Raw genomic sequence first — 21,226 nt, 5'->3', positions numbered from 1 at the left:
GTCACCGGGCGGACACCCCGGACCGGGGGCCCGGGGCCGGGCCCCGGTCGTGGGCCAGGGCGGGGAACGGAAAGGCCCCGCGCAGCGGTGGTGGTGGGGGTTCGGTGTCGGACCCCGCCAGTAGGGTTGGAGGCATGGCCGACCCTTCCAGCTACCGCCCCCAGCCGGGCCAGATCCCCGACTCCCCGGGGGTCTACCGGTTCCGTGACGAGCACCGCCGCGTGATCTACGTGGGGAAGGCCAAGAGCCTGCGCCAGCGCCTGGCGAACTACTTCCAGGACCTGGCCGGCCTGCACCCCCGGACCGCCACGATGGTGACCACGGCCGCCTCCGTCGAGTGGACCGTGGTCTCCACCGAGGTGGAGGCCCTCCAGCTGGAGTACTCCTGGATCAAGGAGTACGACCCCCGCTTCAACGTCAAGTACCGCGACGACAAGAGCTATCCCTCCCTCGCGGTCACGCTGAACGAGCAGTTCCCCCGCGTCCAGGTCATGCGCGGCCCCAAGAAGAAGGGCGTGCGCTACTTCGGCCCGTACGCCCACGCCTGGGCCATCCGCGAGACCGTGGACCTGATGCTGCGGGTCTTCCCCGTGCGCACCTGCTCCGCCGGGGTGTTCAAGCGCTCCGCCCAGATCGGCCGGCCCTGCCTGCTCGGCTACATCGGCAAGTGCGCGGCGCCGTGCGTGGGCCGGATCAGCCCCGAGGACCACCGCGAACTGGCCGAGGACTTCTGCGACTTCATGGCCGGCCGCACCGGCGCGTACCTCTCCCGCCTGGAGCGGCAGATGCACGAGGCGGCCGAGGAGATGGAGTACGAGCGGGCCGCCCGGCTGCGCGACGACATAGGGGCGCTGCGCCGGGCCATGGAGAAGAACGCCGTGGTGCTCGCCGACGCCACCGACGCCGACCTCATCGCCGTCGCCGAGGACGAGCTCGAAGCCGCCGTGCAGATCTTCCACGTGCGCGGCGGCCGGGTCCGCGGCCAGCGCGGCTGGGTCACCGACAAGGTCGAGGCCGTGGACACCGCGGGTCTGGTCGAGCACGCCCTGCAGCAGCTCTACGGCGAGGAGAGCGGCGAGAGCGTGCCCAAGGAGGTGCTGGTCCCGGCGCTGCCCGAGGACACCCCCGCCCTCACCGAGTGGCTGGCCGGCCGCCGCGGCTCCCAGGTGAGCCTGCGCATCCCCCAGCGCGGGGACAAGAAGGCCCTGATGGAGACCGTCCACCGCAACGCGCAGCAGTCCCTGGCCCTGCACAAGACCAAGCGCGCCAGCGACCTCACCACCCGCTCCCGCGCGCTGGAGGAGATCGCCGAGGCCCTGGAGCTGGACAGCGCGCCGCTGCGCATCGAGTGCTTCGACATCTCCCACCTCCAGGGCGACGACGTGGTCGCCTCCATGGTCGTCTTCGAGGACGGCCTGGCCCGCAAGAGCGAGTACCGGCGCTTCCAGATCAAGTCCTTCGCCGGGCAGGACGACGTACGGTCCATGCACGAGGTGGTGTCCCGGCGCTTCCGGCGCTATCTGCTGGAGAAGCAGAAGACGGGGGAGTGGATCCCCGAGGAGGGCCCGGTCGATGCCGGGGCTCCCACCCCGGCCGATGCCGGCCCGGAGTCGCTGCGCAACGACGACGGCCGGCCCCGACGCTTCGCCTACCCGCCGCAGCTCGTCGTCGTCGACGGTGGCCGGCCGCAGGTCGCCGCCGCCCGCCGGGCCCTGGACGAGCTCGGCATCGACGACGTGGCCGTGTGCGGCCTGGCCAAGCGGCTGGAGGAGGTCTGGCTGCCCGGCGAGGACGACCCCGTGGTCCTGCCCCGTACCAGCGAGGGCCTGTACCTCCTGCAGCGGGTGCGTGACGAAGCGCACAGGTTCGCCATCCAGTACCAGCGCGCCAAGCGCGGCAAGCGCCTGCGCACGGGCCCGCTGGACGACGTGCCGGGGCTGGGCGAGAGCCGCAAGCAGGCCCTCGTCAAGCACTTCGGTTCGGTGAAGAAGCTGCGGCAGGCGACAATCGACCAGATCTGCGAGGTCCCCGGCATAGGCCGCAAGACGGCCGAGGCCGTGGCGGCGGCCCTCGCCCAGGCCGCCCCCGCGGCTCCTGCGGTCAACACCGCCACAGGAGAGATCATGGAGGACGAGACCCCCGCACCCGCGGGAACGATGTCCGAACGGGGGACCGAACGATGACCGATCATGAAGCACAGCAGGCCGCGGACCGTACGGGCGCGCACGACGGAGACGGAGCACAGGTGAGTACGGGCACGACAGGGGAGCCCGGCGAGGTCGCCGAGGCCGCGATCCCCGAGCTGGTGATCATCTCCGGCATGTCCGGAGCGGGCCGCAGCACCGCGGCGAAGTGCCTGGAGGACCTCGGCTGGTTCGTCGTGGACAACCTGCCGCCGGCGCTGATCCCCACCATGGTGGAGCTCGGCGCCCGTTCCCAGGGCAACGTGGCGCGCATCGCCGTCGTGGTCGACGTCCGGGGCCGGCAGTTCTTCGACGCGCTGCGCGAGTCCCTCGCCGCCCTCGACACCCAGGGCGTCACCCGGCGCACGGTGTTCCTGGAGTCCTCCGACGAGGCCCTGGTGCGCCGCTTCGAGTCGGTCCGCCGCCCGCACCCGCTGCAGGGCGACGGCCGGATCGTCGACGGCATCGCCGCCGAGCGCGACCTGCTGCGCGAGCTGCGCGGCGACGCCGACCTGGTGATCGACACCTCCAGCCTGAACGTGCACGAGCTGCGCGCGAAGATGGACGCCCAGTTCGCCGGGGACGCCGAGCCGGAGCTGCGCGCCACCGTCATGTCCTTCGGCTACAAGTACGGCCTGCCCGTCGACGCCGACCTGGTGGTGGACTGCCGCTTCATCCCGAACCCGCACTGGGTCCCGGAGCTGCGCCCCTTCACCGGCCTGAACGAGGAGGTGTCGGGCTACGTCTTCAGCCAGCCCGGCGCCAAGGAGTTCCTGGACCGCTACACGGAGCTGCTCCAGCTCATCGCCGCCGGCTACCGCCGCGAGGGCAAGCGCTACGTGACCATCGCCGTCGGCTGCACCGGCGGCAAGCACCGCAGCGTGGCCGTGTCGGAGAAGCTCGCCGCCCGGCTCGCCTCCGAGGGAGTCGAGACCGTCGTCGTCCACCGGGACATGGGGCGCGAGTGACCGGACGGAGCCTGCGCCTGCGCCGCCTGCGCCGGCTGACCGAGGCGCGTGCCGAGGCCCTCGGCCGCACCTCCCGCCGGCGGGGCGCGCAGCCCAAGGTGGTCGCCCTGGGCGGCGGACGGGGCCTGTCGGCCTCGCTCGCCGCCCTGCGGCGCATCACCGGTGACCTGACCGCCGTGGTCACCGTGGCGGACGACGGCGGCTCCAGCGGCCGGCTGCGCGAGGAGCTCGGCGTCCTGCCGCCGGGCGACCTGCGCAAGGCGCTGGCCGCGCTGTGCGGGGACGACGACTGGGGCCAGACCTGGGCGCGGGTGATCCAGCACCGCTTCCAGTCCCAGGGCGAGATGCACGGGCACGCGGTCGGCAACCTGCTGATCGTGGCCCTGTGGGAGCAGCTCGGCGACCATGTCCAGGCCCTGGACCTGGTCGGCAAGCTGCTCGGGGCACAGGGCCGGGTGCTGCCCATGTCGGCCGTCCCGCTGGAGCTCCAGGCGCTGGTCCGGGGCCACGACCCGGCCCGGCCGCACGACGTGGACACCGTCCGCGGGCAGGCCACGGTGGCGCTGACCCCGGGCGAGGTGCAGTCGGTGCACGTCGTCCCGTCCGACCCGCCGGCGGTGCCGGAGGCGGTCGAGGCGGTCCTCGACGCCGACTGGGTGGTCCTCGGCCCGGGCTCCTGGTTCTCCTCGGTGATCCCGCACCTGCTGGTGCCGGAGCTGCTCGACGCGCTGATGGTGACGAAGGCCCGCCGGGTGCTCTCGTTGAACCTCGCGCCGCAGCCGGGTGAAACAGAGGGCTTCTCTCCGCAGCGTCATTTGGAGGTTTTGGCCCGACACGCCCCTAAACTCGCCCTGGACGTGGTGCTGGCCGACCAGGCCGCCGTACCCGACCGCGAGTCCCTCGCCGATGCCGCCAAACGGTTCGGTGCCGCGGTCGAGCTGGCGCCGGTGGCCAGGGAGGACGGTTCTCCCCAGCACGACCCGGAGCTGCTGGCCGCCGCGTACGACCGTATTTTTCGGATGCATGGAAGGATCGGCCCATGGCGATGACGCCAGCGGTGAAGGATGAGATCTCCCGGCTCCCCGTCACCCGGACCTGCTGCCGGAAGGCAGAGGTCTCGGCGATCCTCCGGTTCGCCGGCGGCCTGCACCTGGTGAGCGGGCGGATCGTCATCGAGGCGGAGCTGGACACCGGGATCGCCGCGCGCCGGCTGCGCAAGGACATCCTGGAGATCTTCGGCCATTCCTCGGACCTCGTGGTCATGGCCCCGGGCGGGCTGCGGCGCGGCAGCCGCTACGTCGTCCGGGTGGTGGCCGGCGGTGACCAGCTCGCCCGCCAGACAGGCCTGGTCGACGGCCGCGGCCGGCCCATCCGCGGCCTGCCGCCGCAGGTGGTCTCCGGGGCCACGTGCGACGCCGAGGCAGCCTGGCGCGGCGCCTTCCTGGCCCACGGTTCGCTGACCGAGCCGGGCCGGTCCTCCTCCCTGGAGGTCACCTGCCCCGGACCGGAGGCGGCCCTGGCCCTGGTGGGCGCCGCCCGCAGGCTCTCGATCGCCGCCAAGGCCCGCGAGGTGCGCGGGGTCGACCGGGTCGTCGTCCGTGACGGTGACGCGATCGGCGCCCTGCTGACGCGGCTGGGGGCCCACGAGTCGGTGCTGGCGTGGGAGGAGCGGCGGATGCGGCGCGAGGTGCGCGCCACCGCCAACCGACTGGCCAACTTCGACGACGCCAACCTGCGCCGGTCCGCCCGCGCGGCCGTGGCCGCCGGAGCCCGGGTCCAGCGCGCCCTGGAGATCCTCGGGGAGGAGGTGCCCGAGCACCTCGCCGCCGCCGGCCGGCTGCGCATGGAGCACAAGCAGGCCTCCCTGGAGGAGCTCGGCGCCCTGGCCGACCCCCCGCTGACCAAGGACGCGGTCGCCGGCCGGATCCGCCGCCTGCTGGCCATGGCCGACAAGCGGGCGCAGGACCTGGGCATCCCGGGGACGGAGTCCAACCTCACCGAGGAGATGGCGGACAACCTGGCCGGCTGACGCCCCCGGCCGGCCCCGGCCCCGGCCGCCCGCCGGGCCGCCCCGGCGGGCCGCGCCGCCGACTGCTCCGAAGGGCCCGTACGCCTCACGCGTACGGGCCCTTCGAGCGCGTGGCGCGGCACGCACCATTGACATGGGCATGTGCGGGTCGTGAGCCTGTCGTCCGACCGCTTTCGTGGCCTACGACGCCCAGGGGGGCATATGAGGCTCCGCGCGAGATCGTTCCTCGCCGCCAGCGCACTCGCATTAGGTTCGCTCGCCGCCGTACCGACCGCCCAGGCCGTCCCCGGCACCGGTCCCGCGCCGGCCGCCGACGAGGTCCGGGTCTACGACGCCGACATCACCCGGGAACAGGTCCCGCTCGTCCTCGCCGCCGGCCAGGACGCCCACGAACTCGGTGAACGCGCCCCCGACCGGGGCACCACCAAGGTCGAGCTCTTCCTCACCACCGCCCAGGCCCAGGAACTCGGCGCCAAGGGCGTCCGGCTCACCGAGCGCACCGTGCCCGAGCGGGCCGCGGCCCGCGGCCGGGCGGCCGGGGACGGGGTGTTCCGCCCGTACAGCGGCCCCGGCGGCCTGCAGGAGGAGATCCTGCGCACCGCCCAGCAGAACCCGGCCCTGACCAAGGTCGTCTCCCTCGGCAAGACCGTCCGGGGCAAGGACATCCTCGCCCTGAAGGTCACCAAGAACGCCAAGGAGATCCGCGACGGGGCCAAGCCGTCCGTGCTGTACATGTCCAACCAGCACGCCCGCGAGTGGATCACCCCGGAGATGACCCGGCGGCTGATGCACCACGTGCTCGACGGCTACGGCAAGGACCAGCGGATCACCGGCATCGTGGACTCCACCGAGCTGTGGTTCCTGCTCTCGGCCAACCCCGACGGCTACGACTACACACACGCGCCCGACGGACAGCGGCTGTGGCGCAAGAACCTGCGCGACACCGACGGGGACGGGAAGATCGCCGCAGGCGACGGTGTCGACCTCAACCGCAACTTCGCCTACAGGTGGGGCTACGACAACGAGGGTTCCTCACCGAACCCGGCGAGCGAGACCTACCGCGGCCCCGCCCCCTCCTCCGAGCCCGAGACCGTCGCCCTCGACGCCTTCGAGAAGCGCATCGGCTTCACGTACGGCATCAACTACCACTCCGCCGCCGAACTGCTGCTCTACGGCGTGGGCTGGCAGGTGGCCACCCCGACCCCGGACGACGTCCTGTACAAGGCGCTCGCCGGCACCCCGGACAACCCGGCGGTCCCCGGCTACCACCCGCAGGTCTCCTCCGAGCTGTACACCACCAACGGCGAGGCCGACGGGCAGGCCGCCAACGTCAACGGCATGATGATGTTCACGCCGGAGATGACCACGTGCCAGACCGCCTCCCGCATCGACCCGGACGACCGGTGGAAGCCCGAGGACTGCCGGTCCGGCTTCAACTTCCCCGACGACGAGAAGCTGATCCAGGGGGAGTTCGCCAAGAACGTCCCCTTCGCGCTCTCCGTCGCCGAGACCGCCGCCCACCCCGACCGGCCGTCCTCCTCGGTGGGCCTGACGGCCCCCGACTTCACCCCCGACACCTTCACCACCTCCTGGGCCGCCCGCGGCCAGGAGCAGGAGGTCTCCGTCACCGCCCGCAAGTCGCTGCGCGACAAGCGGCTCACGTACCGCGTCAACGGCGGACGCCCGCACGACGAGGACCTGCGTCCGTGGAAGGGCGGCAAGGTCTACGGCGGCAAGGACAACCTGTACTTCGACCAGTACCGGGCCGAGGTCGGCGGCGCCCGCCCCGGCGACAAGGTCGAGGTCTGGTTCACCGGCCGGGACCCGGACTCCGGCCGCCAGGTCTCCAGCGAGCACTTCACGTACACGGTGGCCGACCGGCCGCGCGCCGACGTGCTTGTGATCGCCGAGGAGGGCGCCCCGGCGCAGCACGCCCGCAGCTACGTGGACGCGCTGCGCGCCAACGGCCGGTCCGCGGCCGTCTGGGACGTCGCCACCCAGGGCGTGCCGCATCCCCTGGGCGTGCTCTCCCACTTCGGCACGGCGGTCCACTACACCGGCGCCCGGGCCCCCGGCGGGGCCACCCAGCTCGCCGTGCGCGACTTCCTCAACGAGGGCGGCAAGCTGATCGAGGCCGGCGAGCTCGCGGGCGGTGACGTCGAGATCGGCGACGCCGTGACCGACGACTTCAGCCAGTACTACCTCGGCGCCTACGCCCGGGCCGGCGCCCGCGGCGCGACCGGGTTCACCGGGGCGGGCGCCCTGGCCGGCGCGGGCGGCGCGCTCGGCGACGCGGCGGGCAACCCGCTCGACGCCGCCGGTGCCTTCACCGTCACCTCCGACAGCCTGCCGGCGGCGCAGTTCCCGCAGTTCACCAGCGCGCAGTCGGGCGGGTACGCCGGAGTCGTGAACCCGTACGCCCCCCGCACCGGCGCGTGGATGGCCGCGGCCACCCACGAGGACAACGACTACCGGCGCCTGGTCCGCACGATCGACCTCACCCGGGTCACCGCGGCCGACCGGCCGCAGCTGCGGATGGCGTTGTCCTGGAACGTGGAGAAGGACTACGACCACGTCCTGCTGGAGGCCCACGCCCCCGGCGCGGACGACTGGACCACGCTGCCCGAGCTGTCGGGACTGACCCGCACCACGGTGCCCGCGGACTGCGGTGAGGGCTTCTACGTGGGCGCCCACCCCTTCCTGAAGCACTACCTGACCCTGGCCGGCGGCAGTTGCACCGCCACCGGCACCTCCGGTGCCTGGAACGGCTTCACCGGCTCCTCCGGCGGCTGGAAGGACGTCAGCTTCGACCTGAGCGCCTACGCGGGCCGGACGGTCGAGGTCTCGCTGTCCTACGTCACCGACCCGGGCAGCGGCGGCCGGGGGGTCTTCGCGGACGACGCGCGCCTGGTCGTCGGCGGCACCGACAAGGAGAACGAGGGCTTCGAGAGCTCGCTCGGTGTCTGGACCACCCCCGGCGCTCCGGCCGGAAGTCCGGACGTCGCGGGCGACTGGTCCCGCAGCGGGGAGCTGTTCAAGTCCTTCTCCTCGGTCACTACGCGTGACACGGTGCTCCTCGGTTTCGGCCTGGAGCACCTCCAGAAGCCCGTCGATCGGGCTCTACTGATCGGTAAGGCACTCCGCTCCCTCCACCACCGCCCCTACGGCGACGGAGAGTGACGAGGGCCTAGGTCCTCGGCGGCCCGTGCCGGACCCCCGGTACGGGCCGCACCCAGGGCTTCCCCCGGTGCCCGGGGGAGTGTCCCTACGGCATCGATGTCACTCTATGCCGCGACGAGAGGTAGGGTCGTAAGCGGTCGGGGACATCCCATACAGCTCGCCGGCGGACAGGCCGGCGTACCACGAGGAGATCGGTTCGTGACGATCCGCGTAGGCATCAATGGTTTTGGCCGCATCGGGCGCAACTACTTCCGCGCCCTGCTGGAGCAGGGGGCGGACGTCGAGGTCGTCGGCGTCAACGACCTGACGGACAACGGGACCCTGGTCCACCTGCTGAAGTACGACAGCATCCTCGGCCGCCTCGACGCCGAGGTCAGCCACACCGACGACACCATCACGGTCAACGGCAAGACCTTCAAGACGATGGCCGAGCGTGACCCCGCGAACCTCCCCTGGGGCGAGCTGGGCGCCGACATCGTGATCGAGTCGACCGGCATCTTCACCAAGCGCGAGGACGCCGCCAAGCACCTCGCCGCCGGCGCGAAGAAGGTCCTCATCTCGGCCCCGGCCAAGAACGAGGACATCACCATCGTGATGGGCGTCAACCAGGACAAGTACGACGCCGCCAACCACCACGTGATCTCCAACGCCTCCTGCACCACCAACTGTGTGGCGCCGATGGCCAAGGTCCTCGACGAGAGCTTCGGCATCGTCAAGGGCATGATGACGACGGTCCACGCGTACACGAACGACCAGCGCATCCTGGACTTCCCGCACTCCGACCTGCGTCGCGCCCGCGCCGCCGCGGTCAACATCATCCCGACCTCCACCGGTGCCGCCAAGGCCACCGCGCTGGTCCTGCCGCAGCTCAAGGGCAAGCTGGACGGCATCGCCATGCGCGTCCCGGTCCCCACCGGTTCGGTCACCGACCTGGTCATCGAGCTCGACCGCGAGGTCACCAAGGACGAGATCAACGCCGCCTTCCAGAAGGCCGCCGAGGGTCAGCTCAAGGGCGTCCTGGAGTACACCGAGGACCCGATCGTCTCCTCCGACATCGTGAACTGGCCGGCCTCCTGCACCTTCGACTCCTCCCTGACCATGGTCCAGGGCAAGCAGGTCAAGGTCGTCGGCTGGTACGACAACGAGTGGGGCTACTCGAACCGCCTCGTCGACCTCACCGTCTTCGTCGGCGGCCAGCTCTGATCGTCGGAGCGGTAACCGCGATGTGAAAGCCCAGGGTCCGGGTGGCGCGACGACGCGCCGCCCGGACCCTGTAGTTTGCCTGTCGTTCTTCGCCTCTACACGGGCGTCAAAGGAGTCAGAAACACCATGAAGACGATCGACGAACTCCTCGCCGAGGGCGTCTCCGGCAAGCGGGTCTTCGTCCGCGCCGACCTCAACGTGCCGCTCGACGGCACCACCATCACGGACGACGGCCGCATCCGCGCCGTGGCGCCCACCGTCGCCGCGCTCGCCGGGGCCGGCGCCCGCGTGATCGTCGCCTCCCACCTGGGCCGCCCCAAGGGCGCCCCGGACCCGGCGTTCTCGCTGGCCCCCGCCGCCGCGCGACTGGGCGAACTGCTCGGCCAGGACGTCGCGTTCGCCACCGACACCGTCGGCGAGTCCGCCAAGGCGGCCGTCGCGGCCCTCACCGACGGCCAGGTCGCCGTCATCGAGAACCTCCGCTTCAACGCCGGCGAGACCGCGAAGGACGACGCCGAGCGCGGCGCCTTCGCCGACCAGCTCGCCGAGCTCGCCGACCTCTACGTCGGCGACGGCTTCGGTGCCGTGCACCGCAAGCACGCCTCGGTCTACGACCTGCCCTCGCGCCTGCCGCACGCGGCCGGCTACCTGATCGGCACCGAGGTCGGCGTCCTGAAGAAGCTCACCGACGAGGTCAAGCGCCCGTACGTGGTCGTCCTCGGCGGTGCCAAGGTCTCCGACAAGCTCGCCGTCATCGACGAGCTGCTCGGCAAGGCCGACCGCCTGCTGATCGGCGGCGGCATGGCCTACACCTTCCTGCACGCCAAGGGCTACGAAGTCGGCATCTCGCTGCTGCAGAGGGACCAGGTCGACACGGTCAAGGAGTACATGGCCCGCGCCGAGGCGAACGGCGTCGAGCTGGTCCTGCCGGTCGACGTCCTGGCCTCCGCGGACTTCCCCGACCTCAAGACCAAGGCCCCGGCCGACTTCATCACCGTCGACGCGGACAAGATCCCCGCCGACAAGGAGGGTCTGGACATCGGTCCGAAGACCCGTGAGCTGTACGCGTCGAAGATCGCCGACGCCGCGACCGTGTTCTGGAACGGTCCGGTGGGCGTCTTCGAGCACCCCGACTACGCCGGCGGCACCCGCGCGATCGCGCAGGCCCTCGTCGACTCCAGCGCCTTCACCGTCGTCGGCGGTGGCGACTCGGCCGCGGCCGTGCGCACGCTGGGCTTCGACGAGAACGCCTTCGGCCACATCTCGACCGGCGGTGGCGCCAGCCTCGAATACCTCGAGGGCAAGACGCTCCCCGGCCTCGCCGCACTGGAGGACTGAACCACCGTGAGCACGCGTACCCCCCTGATGGCGGGCAACTGGAAGATGAACCTCAACCACCTTGAGGCCATCGCCCACGTCCAGAAGCTCGCCTTCGCCCTCTCCGACAAGGACTACGACGCGGTCGAGGTCGCGGTGCTGCCGCCCTTCACCGACCTGCGGTCCGTCCAGACCCTCGTCGACGGCGACAAGCTGAAGATCAAGTACGGCGCCCAGGACCTCTCCGCCCACGCCTCGGGCGCCTACACCGGCGAGATCTCCGGCCCCATGCTCGCCAAGCTGAACTGCACCTACGTGGCCGTGGGCCACAGCGAGCGCCGCCAGTACCACGGCGAGAGCGACGAGCTCTGCAACGCCAAGGTCAAGGCCGCCTTCGCCCACGGCCTCACCCCGATCCTGTGCGTCGGCGAGGGCCTGGACGTCCGCAAGGCGGGCAACCAGGTCGCCCACACCCTCGCGCAGGTCGACGGCGGCCTCAAGGACGTCCCGGCCGAGCAGGCCGAGACGATCGTGATCGCCTACGAGCCCGTCTGGGCGATCGGCACCGGCGAGGTGGCCACCCCCGAGGACGCCCAGGAGGTCTGCGGGGCGATCCGCGGCCGGCTGGCCGAGCTGTACTCCCAGGACGTGGCCGACAAGGTCCGCATCCAGTACGGCGGCTCGGTGAAGGCCGGCAACATCGCCGCGATCATGGCCCAGCCCGACGTGGACGGCGCCCTGGTCGGCGGTGCCGCGCTGGACGCCGACGAGTTCGTCAAGATCGTCCGCTTCCGCGACCAGTGAGTATGCGGTAGGGCGGATCCGTCGTACCCTTGCGGGGGCCGGACCGGGCTGTACCCAGCACCCGGCCCCCGCATCACCAACCAAGATAGGTAGGGTCCAGCCGTGATCATGGGGTTCTCGATCGCCCTCATCGTCTTCAGCCTGCTGCTGATGCTGCTGGTGCTGATGCACAAGGGCAAGGGCGGCGGCCTCTCCGACATGTTCGGTGGCGGCATGCAGTCGTCCGTCGGCGGCTCCTCGGTGGCCGAGCGGAACCTCGACCGCATCACGGTCGTGGTCGGCACGCTCTGGTTCGCCTGCATCGTCGCCCTCGGCCTGCTGATGAAGTCCGGTAGCTGACCCCAACTCGGGTACAGCGCGGTACACTCGCGCTTCGCGGCACCATCACGCAGGGAGTTACGACCGTGGCAAGTGGCAACGCGATCCGTGGAAGTCGGGTCGGAGCTGGGCCGATGGGCGAGGCCGAGCGGGGCGAGTCCGCTCCGCGCCTGCGCATCTCCTTCTGGTGCTCCAACGGGCACGAGACCCAGCCGAGCTTCGCCAGTGACGCGCAGGTACCGGACACCTGGGACTGCCCCCGGTGCGGGTTCCCCGCCGGCCAGGACCGGGACAACCCCCCGGCCCCGCCGCGCACCGAGCCGTACAAGACGCACCTGGCGTACGTGCGCGAGCGGCGCACCGACGCCGACGGCGAGGCGATCCTCGCCGAGGCGCTCGCCAAGCTGCGGGGCGAGATCTAGCCGCACTTCCGCCGCACAGGACCTGGGCCCGGCCCGTGGGAGACACCTCTCCCGCGGGCCGGGCCCGTTGGTGTGCGGTGTCGGGCTCCGTATCCCTTAGGTTGGGTCATGGCGGGGCACGACAGGACGGAAGAAGTGGGTTGATGTCCGAGATGAACGCAGACGGCCGCAAGGCGAAGCTGAACCGCACCCCCGAGTGGCTGGCCCTGGGCAAGCACCGGGAGGAACTGGGGCAGACGCACCTGCGGGACCTGTTCGCGGCGGACCCGGGCCGGGGCACCGGCTACACCCTGCGGGTCGGCGACCTGCACATCGACTACTCCAAGCACCTCGTGACGGACGAGACGCTCACACTGCTGCGCGACCTCGCCGCCGCCACGGGCGTCGCGGAGCTGCGGGACGCCATGTTCCGCGGCGAGAAGATCAACGTGACCGAGGACCGGGCGGTGCTGCACACCGCGCTGCGCGCGCCCGCCGGCACGGTCGTCGAGGTGGACGGCGAGGACGTGGTCCCCGGCGTGCACGCGGTGCTCGACAAGATGGCCGGCTTCGCCGACCGGGTCCGCTCCGGCGAGTGGAAGGGCCACACCGGCCGGCGCATCCGCAACGTGGTCAACATCGGCATCGGCGGCTCCGACCTCGGACCGGCGATGGCGTACGAGGCGCTGCGCGCCTTCACTGACCGGAGCATGACCTTCCGCTTCGTCTCCAACGTGGACGGCGCCGACCTGCACGAGGCGGTCCGGGACCTGGACCCGGCCGAGACGCTGTTCATCATCGCGTCCAAGACCTTCACCACCATCGAGACCATCACCAACGCCACCTCGGCCCGCAGTTGGCTGCTCGCCGGTCTGGGCGGCGACCAGGCGGCCGTGGCCCGGCACTTCGTGGCGCTGTCCACGAACGAGGAGAAGGTCCGGGAGTTCGGCATCGACCCGGACAACATGTTCGGCTTCTGGGACTGGGTCGGCGGCCGTTACTCCTTCGACTCGGCGATCGGCCTCTCGCTGATGATCGCGATCGGCCCGGACGCCTTCCGTGAGCTGCTGGCGGGCTTCCGCACCGTCGACGAGCACTTCCGCACGGCCCCGCCGGAGCAGAACGCCCCGCTGCTGCTGGGCCTGTTGGGCATCTGGTACGGCGCCTTCTTCGACGCCCAGTCGCACGCCGTGCTGCCCTACAGCCACTACCTCTCGCGGTTCACCGCGTACCTCCAGCAGCTGGACATGGAGTCCAACGGCAAGTCCGTGGACCGGGACGGCGAACCGGTCGAGTGGCAGACCGGCCCGGTGGTCTGGGGCACGCCCGGCACCAACGGCCAGCACGCCTACTACCAGCTGATCCACCAGGGCACGAAGCTGATCCCGGCCGACTTCATCGGCTTCGCCCGCCCGGTCGGCGAGCTGTCCCCGGACCTGGCGGCCCATCACGACCTGCTGATGGCCAACTTCTTCGCCCAGACCCAGGCACTGGCCTTCGGCAAGACCCCGGACGAGGTCCGGGCCGAGGGGGTCGCGCAGGAGCTGGTCCCGCACAAGACCTTCCGGGGCAACCACCCCACGACCACGATCCTGGCCCCCGAGCTCACCCCGTCGGTGCTGGGCCAGCTCATCGCGCTGTACGAGCACAAGGTGTTCGTCCAGGGCGCGGTGTGGAACATCGACTCCTTCGACCAGTGGGGCGTCGAGCTCGGCAAGGTCCTGGCCAAGCGGGTGGAGCCGGCCCTGACCGAGGGCGCCGAGGTGCCCGGCCTGGACCCCTCGACCAAGGCGCTGGTGGCCACGTACCGCGAACTGCGGGGCCGCTGACCCGGACACGGACCGAGCCCCGCACCACGGGTGCGGGGCTCGGGGACGCGGGCGCCGGGGGCTAGGAGAGCGCGGGCGGGTACATCGCGGGGGGAAGCTTGGCCGCGGCCGTCCGGTCCAGCAGCCACAGGGTGCGGGCCCGCCCGTACGCCGCCGCGGCCGGGGCCTGCACCGAGCCCGCCCCGCCGAGGGCGATGGCGACCGCGCCGGCCTTGTCCTCACCGGCCGCCAGCAGCCACACCTCGCGGGCGGAGCGGATGGCGGGCATGGTGAGCGAGATCCGGGTGGGCGGCGGCTTGGGCGCGCCGTGCACGCCGACCACGGTCCGCTCGGTCTCCCGGGCCGCCGGGTGCTCGGGGAACAGGCTGGCCACGTGCGTGTCGGGCCCGACGCCGAGCATCAGCACGTCGAACTGCGGCACAGGGCCGTGGTCCTCCGGGGTCGCCGCCCGGGCCAGCTCGGCGGCGTAGGCCGCCGCGGCGGCGTCCACGTCGGGCCCGTACGGGCCGTCGGAGGCCGGCATGACGTGGACCCGGGCGGGGTCCAGCGGGACGGAGTCCAGCAGGGCCTCGCGGGCCTGGGTGTGGTTGCGCTCGGGATCGTCGGCCGGGACGTACCGCTCGTCGCCCCACCAGAGGTCCAGGTGCGACCAGTCGACGGCGTCCCGGGCCGGGGCCGCCGCGAGCGCGGCGAGCAGGCCGTTGCCGTTGCGGCCGCCGGTCAGGACGACCGAGGCGGTGCCGCGGGCGGACTGAGCGTCGACGATCTTCGTGATGAGACGGGCTGCGGCGGCCTGCGCCATCAGCTCCTTGTCCCGGTGGACGACGACCTGAGGTGTCGTCATGCCCATGGGTGTGCCGCCTTCGTTCGTCGTGGATGACGGGGCCCGCGCCCGGGCCCCGGTCCCTGGACGCCGGCGTGGCTGGAGGGAGGCGGCTGCGCCGCATGTGTCCAGCCCCGCCGGCGCTTGAGGCGCGGGGTCTGGGGCGGAGCCCCAGGGTCTTTTCGGCCCGCCCGGGGGTCAGGGACCGGGGGACGGGGGCGGAGCCCCCGTCCCGGTTACTTCGTGGCGGCCTTGCGGGACGCCTTCGGCTTGGCCGGGGCCGCCTCGGCCTCCGGCTCCGGCGCCGAGCCGGTCGCCGAGCCGGTCGCGGCCGGAGCCGGGGCGCCCGCCGCAGGAGCGGCTTCGGGCCCGGCCAGCCGGGTCACGCCGAACTTCAGCGCGGACTCGTACGTGTTGTCCGGGTCCAGCCGCCTCAGCTCCTCCGCCAGGAGCTCCGCGGTGTCGCGCCGCTTGAGCGCGACGGAGCGGTCCGGCTGCCCCGGCATGCACAGCGTCGCCAGCCCGCCGTCGGCCCGGTTGAGCACGATCGTGCCCTCCTTGCTCTCCAGGCGGACGGACGTCAGGCCCGGCCCCTCGGAGGCGGTCCGGCGGACGGGTACGCCGAGCCGGTCCGCCAGCCACATGGCCAGCAGTTCGCAGCTCGGGTTGTCCTCCTCGCCCTCGACCGTGGCCGAGGTGACCTTGACCGGCTGCTGGTCCAGCGCCGCCGCGAGCATGGAACGCCACGGCGTGATCCGGGTCCAGGACAGGTCCGTGTCCCCGGGCGCGTACGCCGCCGCCCGTGCGCCGAGCGCCGCGATCGGGTCCTCGGCCGCGTAGGTGTCGACGATCCGGCGCTGCCCGAGCGTGCCCAGCGGGTCGCCGGACAGGTCGGCCGGCGCGCCTTCGGGCCACCAGACCACCACGGGGGCGTCCGGCAGCAGCAGCGGCAGGACCACCGACTGGGCGTGGTCGACCAGCTCGCCGTGCAGGCGCAGGACAACCGTTTCACCGGTGCCCGCGTCCGCCCCGACGCGGATCTCCGCGTCGAGACGGGCGTCGCGCCGGCTGCGCGGCGAGCGGCTGATCCGCTTGATGACGACGACGATCCGCGAGGGGTGCTCGTGGGAGGCGTCGTAGGCCGACTTGAGCGCGTCGTACGCGTTCTCCTCGTCGGTCACGATGACCAGCGTCAGCACCATGCCGATGGCGGGTGTGCCGATGTCCCGGCGGGCCTGCACCAGCGCAGAGTTGATCTTGCTGGAGTTGGTCTCCGTGAGGTCGATCTTCATGGCCGGCGCCAGCTCCGTCCGTCTCGTGCGAGCATCTCGTCCGCCTCGACCGGCCCCCAGGTGCCCGCCGGGTACTGCGCGGGCTTGCCGTGCTTGTCCCAGTACTCCTCGATCGGGTCGAGGATGTTCCAGGACAGCTCGACCTCCTGGTGGCGCGGGAAGAGGTTCGCGTCACCGAGCAGCACGTCGAGGATGAGGCGCTCGTACGCCTCGGGGCTCGACTCCGTGAAGGACTCGCCGTAGGCGAAGTCCATCGTGACGTCGCGGACCTCCATCGAGGTGCCCGGGACCTTCGAGCCGAACCGCACCGTGACGCCCTCGTCCGGCTGGACCCGGATGACCAGGGCGTTCTCGCCCAGCTCCTCGGTCGCGCCCGACTCGAACGGCAGGTAGGGGGCCCGCTTGAAGACCACCGCGATCTCCGTCACCCGGCGGCCCAGGCGCTTGCCCGTGCGCAGGTAGAAGGGGACGCCCGCCCAGCGGCGGTTGTTGATCTCCAGGCGGATGGCCGCGTAGGTGTCGGTCTTCGACTTGGGGTCGATGCCGTCCTCTTCGAGGTAGCCGACGACCTTCTCGCCGCCCTGCCACGCGGAGGTGTACTGCGCGCGCACCGTGTGCTTGCCCAGGTCCTCCGGGATCTCCACGGCGCTGAGCACCTTCAGCTTCTCCGCCACCAGCGCCTTGGGGTGGAAGGAGCCGGGCTCCTCCATCGCGGTCAGCGCGAGCAGCTGGAGCAGGTGGTTCTGGATGACGTCACGGGCGGCGCCGATGCCGTCGTAGTACCCGGCGCGGCCGCCGATGCCGATGTCCTCGGCCATGGTGATCTGCACGTGGTCGACGTACGACCGGTTCCAGATCGGCTCGAACATCGTGTTGGCGAAGCGGAGCGCCAGGATGTTCTGGACGGTCTCCTTGCCCAGGTAGTGGTCGATCCGGAAGACCTCGTCCCGGGGGAAGACCTCGTGGACGACCTTGTTGAGCTCCTGGGCGCTCTTGAGGTCGTGGCCGAAGGGCTTCTCGATGACGGCACGCCGCCAGGAACCCTCCTTCTGCGCCAGCCCGTGGTCCTTGAGCTGTTGCACGACCTTGGGGAAGAACTTCGGCGGGACCGACAGGTAGAAGGCGAAGTTGCCGCCCGTTCCCTGCTGCTTGTCGAGCTCCTCGATCGTCGCCTTCAGCGTCTCGAACGCCGCGTCGTCGTCGAAGTCGCCCTGCACGAACCGGCAGCCCTGCACCAGCTGCTGCCAGACCTCCTCCCGGAACGGGGTGCGCGAGTGCTGTTTGACGGCCTCGTACACCTCCTGGGCGAAGTCCTCGTGCTCCCATTCACGACGGGCGAAGCCGATGAGCGAGAAGCCCGGGGGCAGCAGGCCCCGGTTCGCCAGGTCGTAGACGGCGGGCATCAGCTTCTTGCGCGACAGGTCACCCGTAACGCCGAAAATGACCAGGCCGGACGGCCCCGCGATGCGCGGGAGCCGCCGGTCCTGTGCGTCACGAAGCGGGTTGTTCGCTCCGTTTGCTGACAAAATACTCAGTCCTCCGCAGGGGCGAGGCGCGCGAGCTCCGCCTCGGTCGACTTCAGCAGGTCGTTCCAGGACGCCTCGAACTTGTCGACGCCCTCGTCTTCCAGCAGCTGAACCACATCGTCGTACGAGATGCCCAGCTTCGCGACCGCATCGAGCTCGGCGCGCGACTGCTCGTAGGTGCCCCTGACGGTGTCGCCGGCGACCTCGCCGTGGTCGGCGGTGGCCTCCAGGGTGGCCTCCGGCATGGTGTTGACCACGCCCGGGGCGACCAGGTCCACCACGTACAGGGTGTCCTTGTACGCCGGGTCCTTGACGCCGGTCGAGGCCCACAGCGGGCGCTGCTTGTTGGCGTGCGCCTTGTCCAGGGCCGCCCAGCGCTCGGAGGAGAACACGTCCTCGAAGGCCTCGTAGGCCAGGCGGGCGTTGGCGAGGGCCGCCTTGCCCTTGAGGGCCTTGGCCTCGTCGGTGCCCAGGGCGTCCAGGCGCTTGTCGATCTCGGTGTCCACGCGGGACACGAAGAACGAGGCCACCGAGTGGATCTTGGACAGGTCCAGGCCGCGCTCCTTGGCCTTCTCCAGACCGGCCAGGTAGGCGTCCATGACCTCGCGGTAGCGCTCCAGCGAGAAGATCAGCGTGACGTTGACGCTGATGCCCAGGCCGATGACCTCGGTGATCGCCGGCAGGCCGGCCTTGGTCGCCGGGATCTTGATGAGCGTGTTCGGGCGGTCCACCAGCCAGGCGAGCTGCTTGGCCTCGGCGACCGTCGCCGTGGTGTTGTGGGCCAGCCGGGGGTCGACCTCGATGGAGACCCGGCCGTCCTGGCCGTCGGTGGCGTCGAAGACCGGGCGGAGGATGTCGGCGGCGTCACGGACGTCCGCCGTCGTGATCATGCGGATGGCCTCCTCGACGGTGACCTTGCGGGCCGCCAGGTCGGCGAGCTGCGGGCCGTAGCCGTCGCCGCCGCTGATGGCCTTCTGGAAGATCGCCGGGTTGGTGGTGACACCGACCACGTGCGACTCGTCGATCAGCTCCGCCAGGTTGCCGGACGTGATGCGCTTGCGGGACAGGTCGTCCAGCCAGATCGCCACGCCTTCGTCGGAGAGGCGCTTGAGTGCGTCTGTCATGGGAATTGCATCTCCTACTGTGGTTCTCGTACCGGCGTCAGCGCGCGGCGGACTCGATCGATTCCTTGGCGGCTGCGGTGACGGCCTCGGCGGTCAGGCCGAACTCGCGGAACAGCACGTTGCCGTCGGCGGAGGCGCCGAAGTGCTCCAGCGACACGATCCGGCCCGCATCGCCCACGTAACGCTGCCAGGTCAGGCCGATGCCGGCCTCGACCGCGACTCGCGCCCGGACCGACGGGGGCAGCACGCTGTCCTTGTACTCCTGGTCCTGCTCCTCGAACCACTCCACGGACGGCATCGAGACCACCCGGGCCGGGATGCCCTCGGCCTGCAGCGCCTCGCGCGCGGCGACGGCGAGGTGGACCTCGGAGCCGGTGCCGATGAGCACGACCTGGGCGTCGCCGCCCTCGGCCTCGAAGAGCACGTAGCCGCCCTTGGCGGCGTTCTCGTTCGGGGCGTACGTGGGCACACCCTGACGGGTCAGCGCCAGACCGTGCGGGGCGCCCTTGCCGAACACCTTCGTGTGACGCTTGAGGATCTCGCGCCAGGCGATGGCGGTCTCGTTCGCGTCGGCCGGACGTACGACGTTCAGGCCCGGGATGGCGCGCAGCGAGGCGAGGTGCTCGACCGGCTGGTGCGTCGGGCCGTCCTCGCCGAGGCCGATGGAGTCGTGGGTCCACACGTACGTCACCGGCAGGTGCATCAGGGAGGACAGGCGCACGGCGTTGCGCATGTAGTCGGAGAACACCAGGAAGGTGCCGCCGTAGATCCGGGTGTGGCCGTGCAGCGCGATGCCGTTCATGGCGGCGGCCATGGCGTGCTCGCGGATGCCGAAGTGGATGGTGCGGCCGTACGGGTCGGCCTCCGGCAGCGGGTTGCCCTTCGGCAGGAACGAGGAGTTCTTGTCGATGGTGGTGTTGTTGGAGCCGGCCAGGTCGGCCGAGCCGCCCCACAGCTCCGGGATCACCGCGCCGAGCGCCTGGAGCACCTTGCCGGAGGCGGCGCGGGTGGCGACGCCCTTGCCGGGCTCGAAGACGGGGAGCTTGTCCTCCCAGCCCTCGGGCAGCTCGTTGGCCTGGATCCGGTCGAACTCGGCGGCGCGCTGCGGGTTGGCCGTGCGCCAGGCGGAGAGGTCCTTCTCCCACGCGGCGCGGGCCTCGCGGCCGCGGTCGCCCAGCTTGCGGGTGTGGCCGATGACCTCGTCGGAGACCTCGAAGGTCTGCTCCGGGTCGAAGCCCAGGACGCGCTTGGTGGCGGCCACCTCGTCGTCGCCCAGCGCCGAGCCGTGGGCGGCCTCGGTGTTCTGCGCGTGCGGGGCCGGCCAGGCGATGATCGAGCGGGCGGCGATGAAGGAGGGACGCCCGGTCTCGGCCTTGGCCGCGAGCAGGGCCTCGTACAGGGCCTTCGGGTCGAGGTCGCCGTTCTCCTGCTGCGCGACGCGCTGGACGTGCCAGCCGTACGCCTCGTAGCGCTTGAGGGTGTCCTCGGAGACGGCCGTCTCCGTGTCGCCCTCGATGGAGATGTGGTTGTCGTCCCACAGCAGCACCAGGTTGCCGAGCTTCTGGTGGCCGGCCAGGGCGGAGGCCTCGTGGGAGATGCCCTCCTGGAGGCAGCCGTCACCGGCGATGACGTAGACCATGTGGTCGAACGGGGAGGTGCCCGGGGCGGCCTCCGGGTCGAACAGGCCGCGCTCGTAGCGGGCGGCCATGGCCATGCCCACCGCATTGGCGATGCCCTGGCCGAGCGGACCGGTGGTGGTCTCGACGCCGGCCGTGTGGCCGTACTCCGGGTGGCCCGGGGTCTTCGAGCCCCAGGTGCGGAACGCCTTGAGGTCGTCCAGCTCCAAGCCGAAGCCGCCGAGGTAGAGCTGGGTGTAGAGGGTCAGGGACGAGTGCCCCGCGGAGAGCACGAAACGGTCACGGCCGACCCACTCGGGGTCGGCCGGGTCGTGGCGCATCACCTTCTGGAAGAGGGTGTAGGCGGCGGGTGCAAGGCTCATGGCCGTGCCGGGGTGTCCGTTCCCGACCTTCTGTACCGCGTCGGCGGCCAGGATGCGGGCGGTGTCCACCGCGCGCTGGTCCAGTTCGGTCCACACGAGCTCTGTGCTGGTCGGCTTGGTGCTCACCGTGGGTCAGGGCTCCTCTCCACATGCTTGTAGTCCCGGTGACGAACGGTGCACCGGCGCGATTCCGAGCCTACCCTCGCCACGGCGTGCAGCTATTCGAGTGC

16 protein-coding genes are annotated in these 21,226 nt (G+C 71.5%); 11 read left to right on the top strand and 5 right to left on the bottom strand.

Going from position 1 to position 21,226, the window contains the following annotated elements:
• Positions 1-134: 134 nt before the first annotated feature.
• The 11 genes from uvrC (at position 135) to pgi (ending at position 14,232) form a co-directional block, all read left to right on the top strand.
• Positions 135-2,183: an excinuclease ABC subunit UvrC gene (uvrC, locus tag EF918_RS01735; protein ID WP_125639403.1), complete on the top strand. Its 2,049-nt coding sequence runs from the start codon at positions 135-137 to the stop codon at positions 2,181-2,183.
• Complete coding sequence (gene rapZ / locus EF918_RS01730; protein ID WP_125639400.1) at positions 2,180-3,151, top strand: RNase adapter RapZ; 972 nt, start codon at positions 2,180-2,182, stop codon at positions 3,149-3,151. The genes uvrC and rapZ overlap by 4 nt, the downstream gene beginning before the upstream one ends.
• Positions 3,148-4,200 carry a uridine diphosphate-N-acetylglucosamine-binding protein YvcK gene (gene yvcK / locus EF918_RS01725; protein WP_125639397.1) on the top strand — a complete coding sequence of 351 codons (1,053 nt, stop codon included), beginning with the start codon at positions 3,148-3,150 and terminating at the stop codon, positions 4,198-4,200. The genes rapZ and yvcK overlap by 4 nt, the downstream gene beginning before the upstream one ends.
• A complete protein-coding gene (whiA, locus tag EF918_RS01720; protein WP_125639393.1) occupies positions 4,191-5,180 on the top strand; it encodes a DNA-binding protein WhiA in 990 nt (329 codons plus the stop codon). Before yvcK ends, whiA begins: the two co-directional genes overlap by 10 nt.
• A gap of 201 nt (positions 5,181-5,381) precedes the next feature.
• Positions 5,382-8,360: a M14 family metallopeptidase gene (locus EF918_RS01715; protein ID WP_125639390.1), complete on the top strand. Its 2,979-nt coding sequence runs from the start codon at positions 5,382-5,384 to the stop codon at positions 8,358-8,360.
• 198 nt (positions 8,361-8,558) lie between these two features.
• Positions 8,559-9,563, top strand: a complete 1,005-nt coding sequence (gene gap / locus EF918_RS01710; RefSeq protein ID WP_125639387.1) for a type I glyceraldehyde-3-phosphate dehydrogenase — start codon at positions 8,559-8,561, stop codon at positions 9,561-9,563.
• 126 nt (positions 9,564-9,689) lie between these two features.
• Positions 9,690-10,901, top strand: coding sequence for a phosphoglycerate kinase (gene pgk / locus EF918_RS01705; RefSeq protein WP_125639384.1), 1,212 nt, complete (start codon positions 9,690-9,692; stop codon positions 10,899-10,901).
• A gap of 6 nt (positions 10,902-10,907) precedes the next feature.
• Positions 10,908-11,684, top strand: coding sequence for a triose-phosphate isomerase (tpiA, locus tag EF918_RS01700; protein WP_125639380.1), 777 nt, complete (start codon positions 10,908-10,910; stop codon positions 11,682-11,684).
• A 102-nt stretch (positions 11,685-11,786) separates the two neighbouring features.
• Positions 11,787-12,023 (top strand): preprotein translocase subunit SecG, encoded by a 237-nt coding sequence (secG, locus tag EF918_RS01695; RefSeq protein WP_185921551.1) that lies wholly within the window; start codon positions 11,787-11,789, stop codon positions 12,021-12,023.
• 65 nt (positions 12,024-12,088) lie between these two features.
• Entirely contained in the window at positions 12,089-12,424 is a 336-nt protein-coding gene (locus tag EF918_RS01690) for an RNA polymerase-binding protein RbpA (protein ID WP_007263454.1), read from the top strand.
• A gap of 152 nt (positions 12,425-12,576) precedes the next feature.
• A complete protein-coding gene (gene pgi, locus EF918_RS01685) occupies positions 12,577-14,232 on the top strand; it encodes a glucose-6-phosphate isomerase (protein ID WP_125639453.1) in 1,656 nt (551 codons plus the stop codon).
• A gap of 61 nt (positions 14,233-14,293) precedes the next feature.
• Here the strand turns inward: pgi and pgl are convergent, their stop codons facing one another.
• The 5 genes from pgl to tkt all read right to left on the bottom strand — a co-directional run bounded on the left by pgl (position 14,294) and on the right by tkt (position 21,122).
• Positions 14,294-15,076, bottom strand: coding sequence for a 6-phosphogluconolactonase (gene pgl, locus EF918_RS01680; protein ID WP_125639376.1), 783 nt, complete (start codon positions 15,074-15,076; stop codon positions 14,294-14,296).
• A 215-nt stretch (positions 15,077-15,291) separates the two neighbouring features.
• Entirely contained in the window at positions 15,292-16,347 is a 1,056-nt protein-coding gene (gene opcA, locus EF918_RS01675; RefSeq protein WP_125639373.1) for a glucose-6-phosphate dehydrogenase assembly protein OpcA, read from the bottom strand.
• Positions 16,344-17,873: a glucose-6-phosphate dehydrogenase gene (gene zwf, locus EF918_RS01670; RefSeq protein ID WP_125639370.1), complete on the bottom strand. Its 1,530-nt coding sequence runs from the start codon at positions 17,871-17,873 to the stop codon at positions 16,344-16,346. Before zwf ends, opcA begins: the two co-directional genes overlap by 4 nt.
• A 5-nt stretch (positions 17,874-17,878) precedes the next feature.
• Positions 17,879-18,997 (bottom strand): transaldolase, encoded by a 1,119-nt coding sequence (gene tal, locus EF918_RS01665; protein ID WP_125639367.1) that lies wholly within the window; start codon positions 18,995-18,997, stop codon positions 17,879-17,881.
• Positions 18,998-19,034: 37 nt separating this feature from the next.
• The gene (tkt, locus tag EF918_RS01660; protein WP_125639364.1) at positions 19,035-21,122 is read right to left on the bottom strand and encodes a transketolase; all 2,088 of its coding nucleotides are present in this window, start codon (positions 21,120-21,122) and stop codon (positions 19,035-19,037) included.
• Positions 21,123-21,226: the final 104 nt, after the last annotated feature.

Origin of the sequence: Streptomyces sp. WAC06614, from assembly GCF_003949795.1 — a bacterium.
Lineage (GTDB): Bacteria > Actinomycetota > Actinomycetes > Streptomycetales > Streptomycetaceae > Streptomyces.
The sequence above is the reverse complement of the archived record's forward strand: the minus strand, read 5'-3'. Positions and strand labels throughout refer to the sequence as shown.

Bases quoted from the DNA above. Each gene is read 5' to 3' on its own strand.
- uvrC (WP_125639403.1), top strand. From the start codon at position 135: ATGGCCGACCCTTCCAGCTACCGCCCCCAGCCGGGCCAGATCCCCGAC.
- rapZ (WP_125639400.1), top strand. From the start codon at position 2,180: ATGACCGATCATGAAGCACAGCAGGCCGCGGACCGTACGGGCGCGCAC.
- whiA (WP_125639393.1), top strand. From the start codon at position 4,191: ATGGCGATGACGCCAGCGGTGAAGGATGAGATCTCCCGGCTCCCCGTC.
- EF918_RS01715 (WP_125639390.1), top strand. From the start codon at position 5,382: ATGAGGCTCCGCGCGAGATCGTTCCTCGCCGCCAGCGCACTCGCATTA.
- pgk (WP_125639384.1), top strand. From the start codon at position 9,690: ATGAAGACGATCGACGAACTCCTCGCCGAGGGCGTCTCCGGCAAGCGG.
- pgi (WP_125639453.1), top strand. From the start codon at position 12,577: ATGAACGCAGACGGCCGCAAGGCGAAGCTGAACCGCACCCCCGAGTGG.
- pgl (WP_125639376.1), bottom strand. From the start codon at position 15,076: ATGACGACACCTCAGGTCGTCGTCCACCGGGACAAGGAGCTGATGGCG.
- opcA (WP_125639373.1), bottom strand. From the start codon at position 16,347: ATGAAGATCGACCTCACGGAGACCAACTCCAGCAAGATCAACTCTGCG.
- tal (WP_125639367.1), bottom strand. From the start codon at position 18,997: ATGACAGACGCACTCAAGCGCCTCTCCGACGAAGGCGTGGCGATCTGG.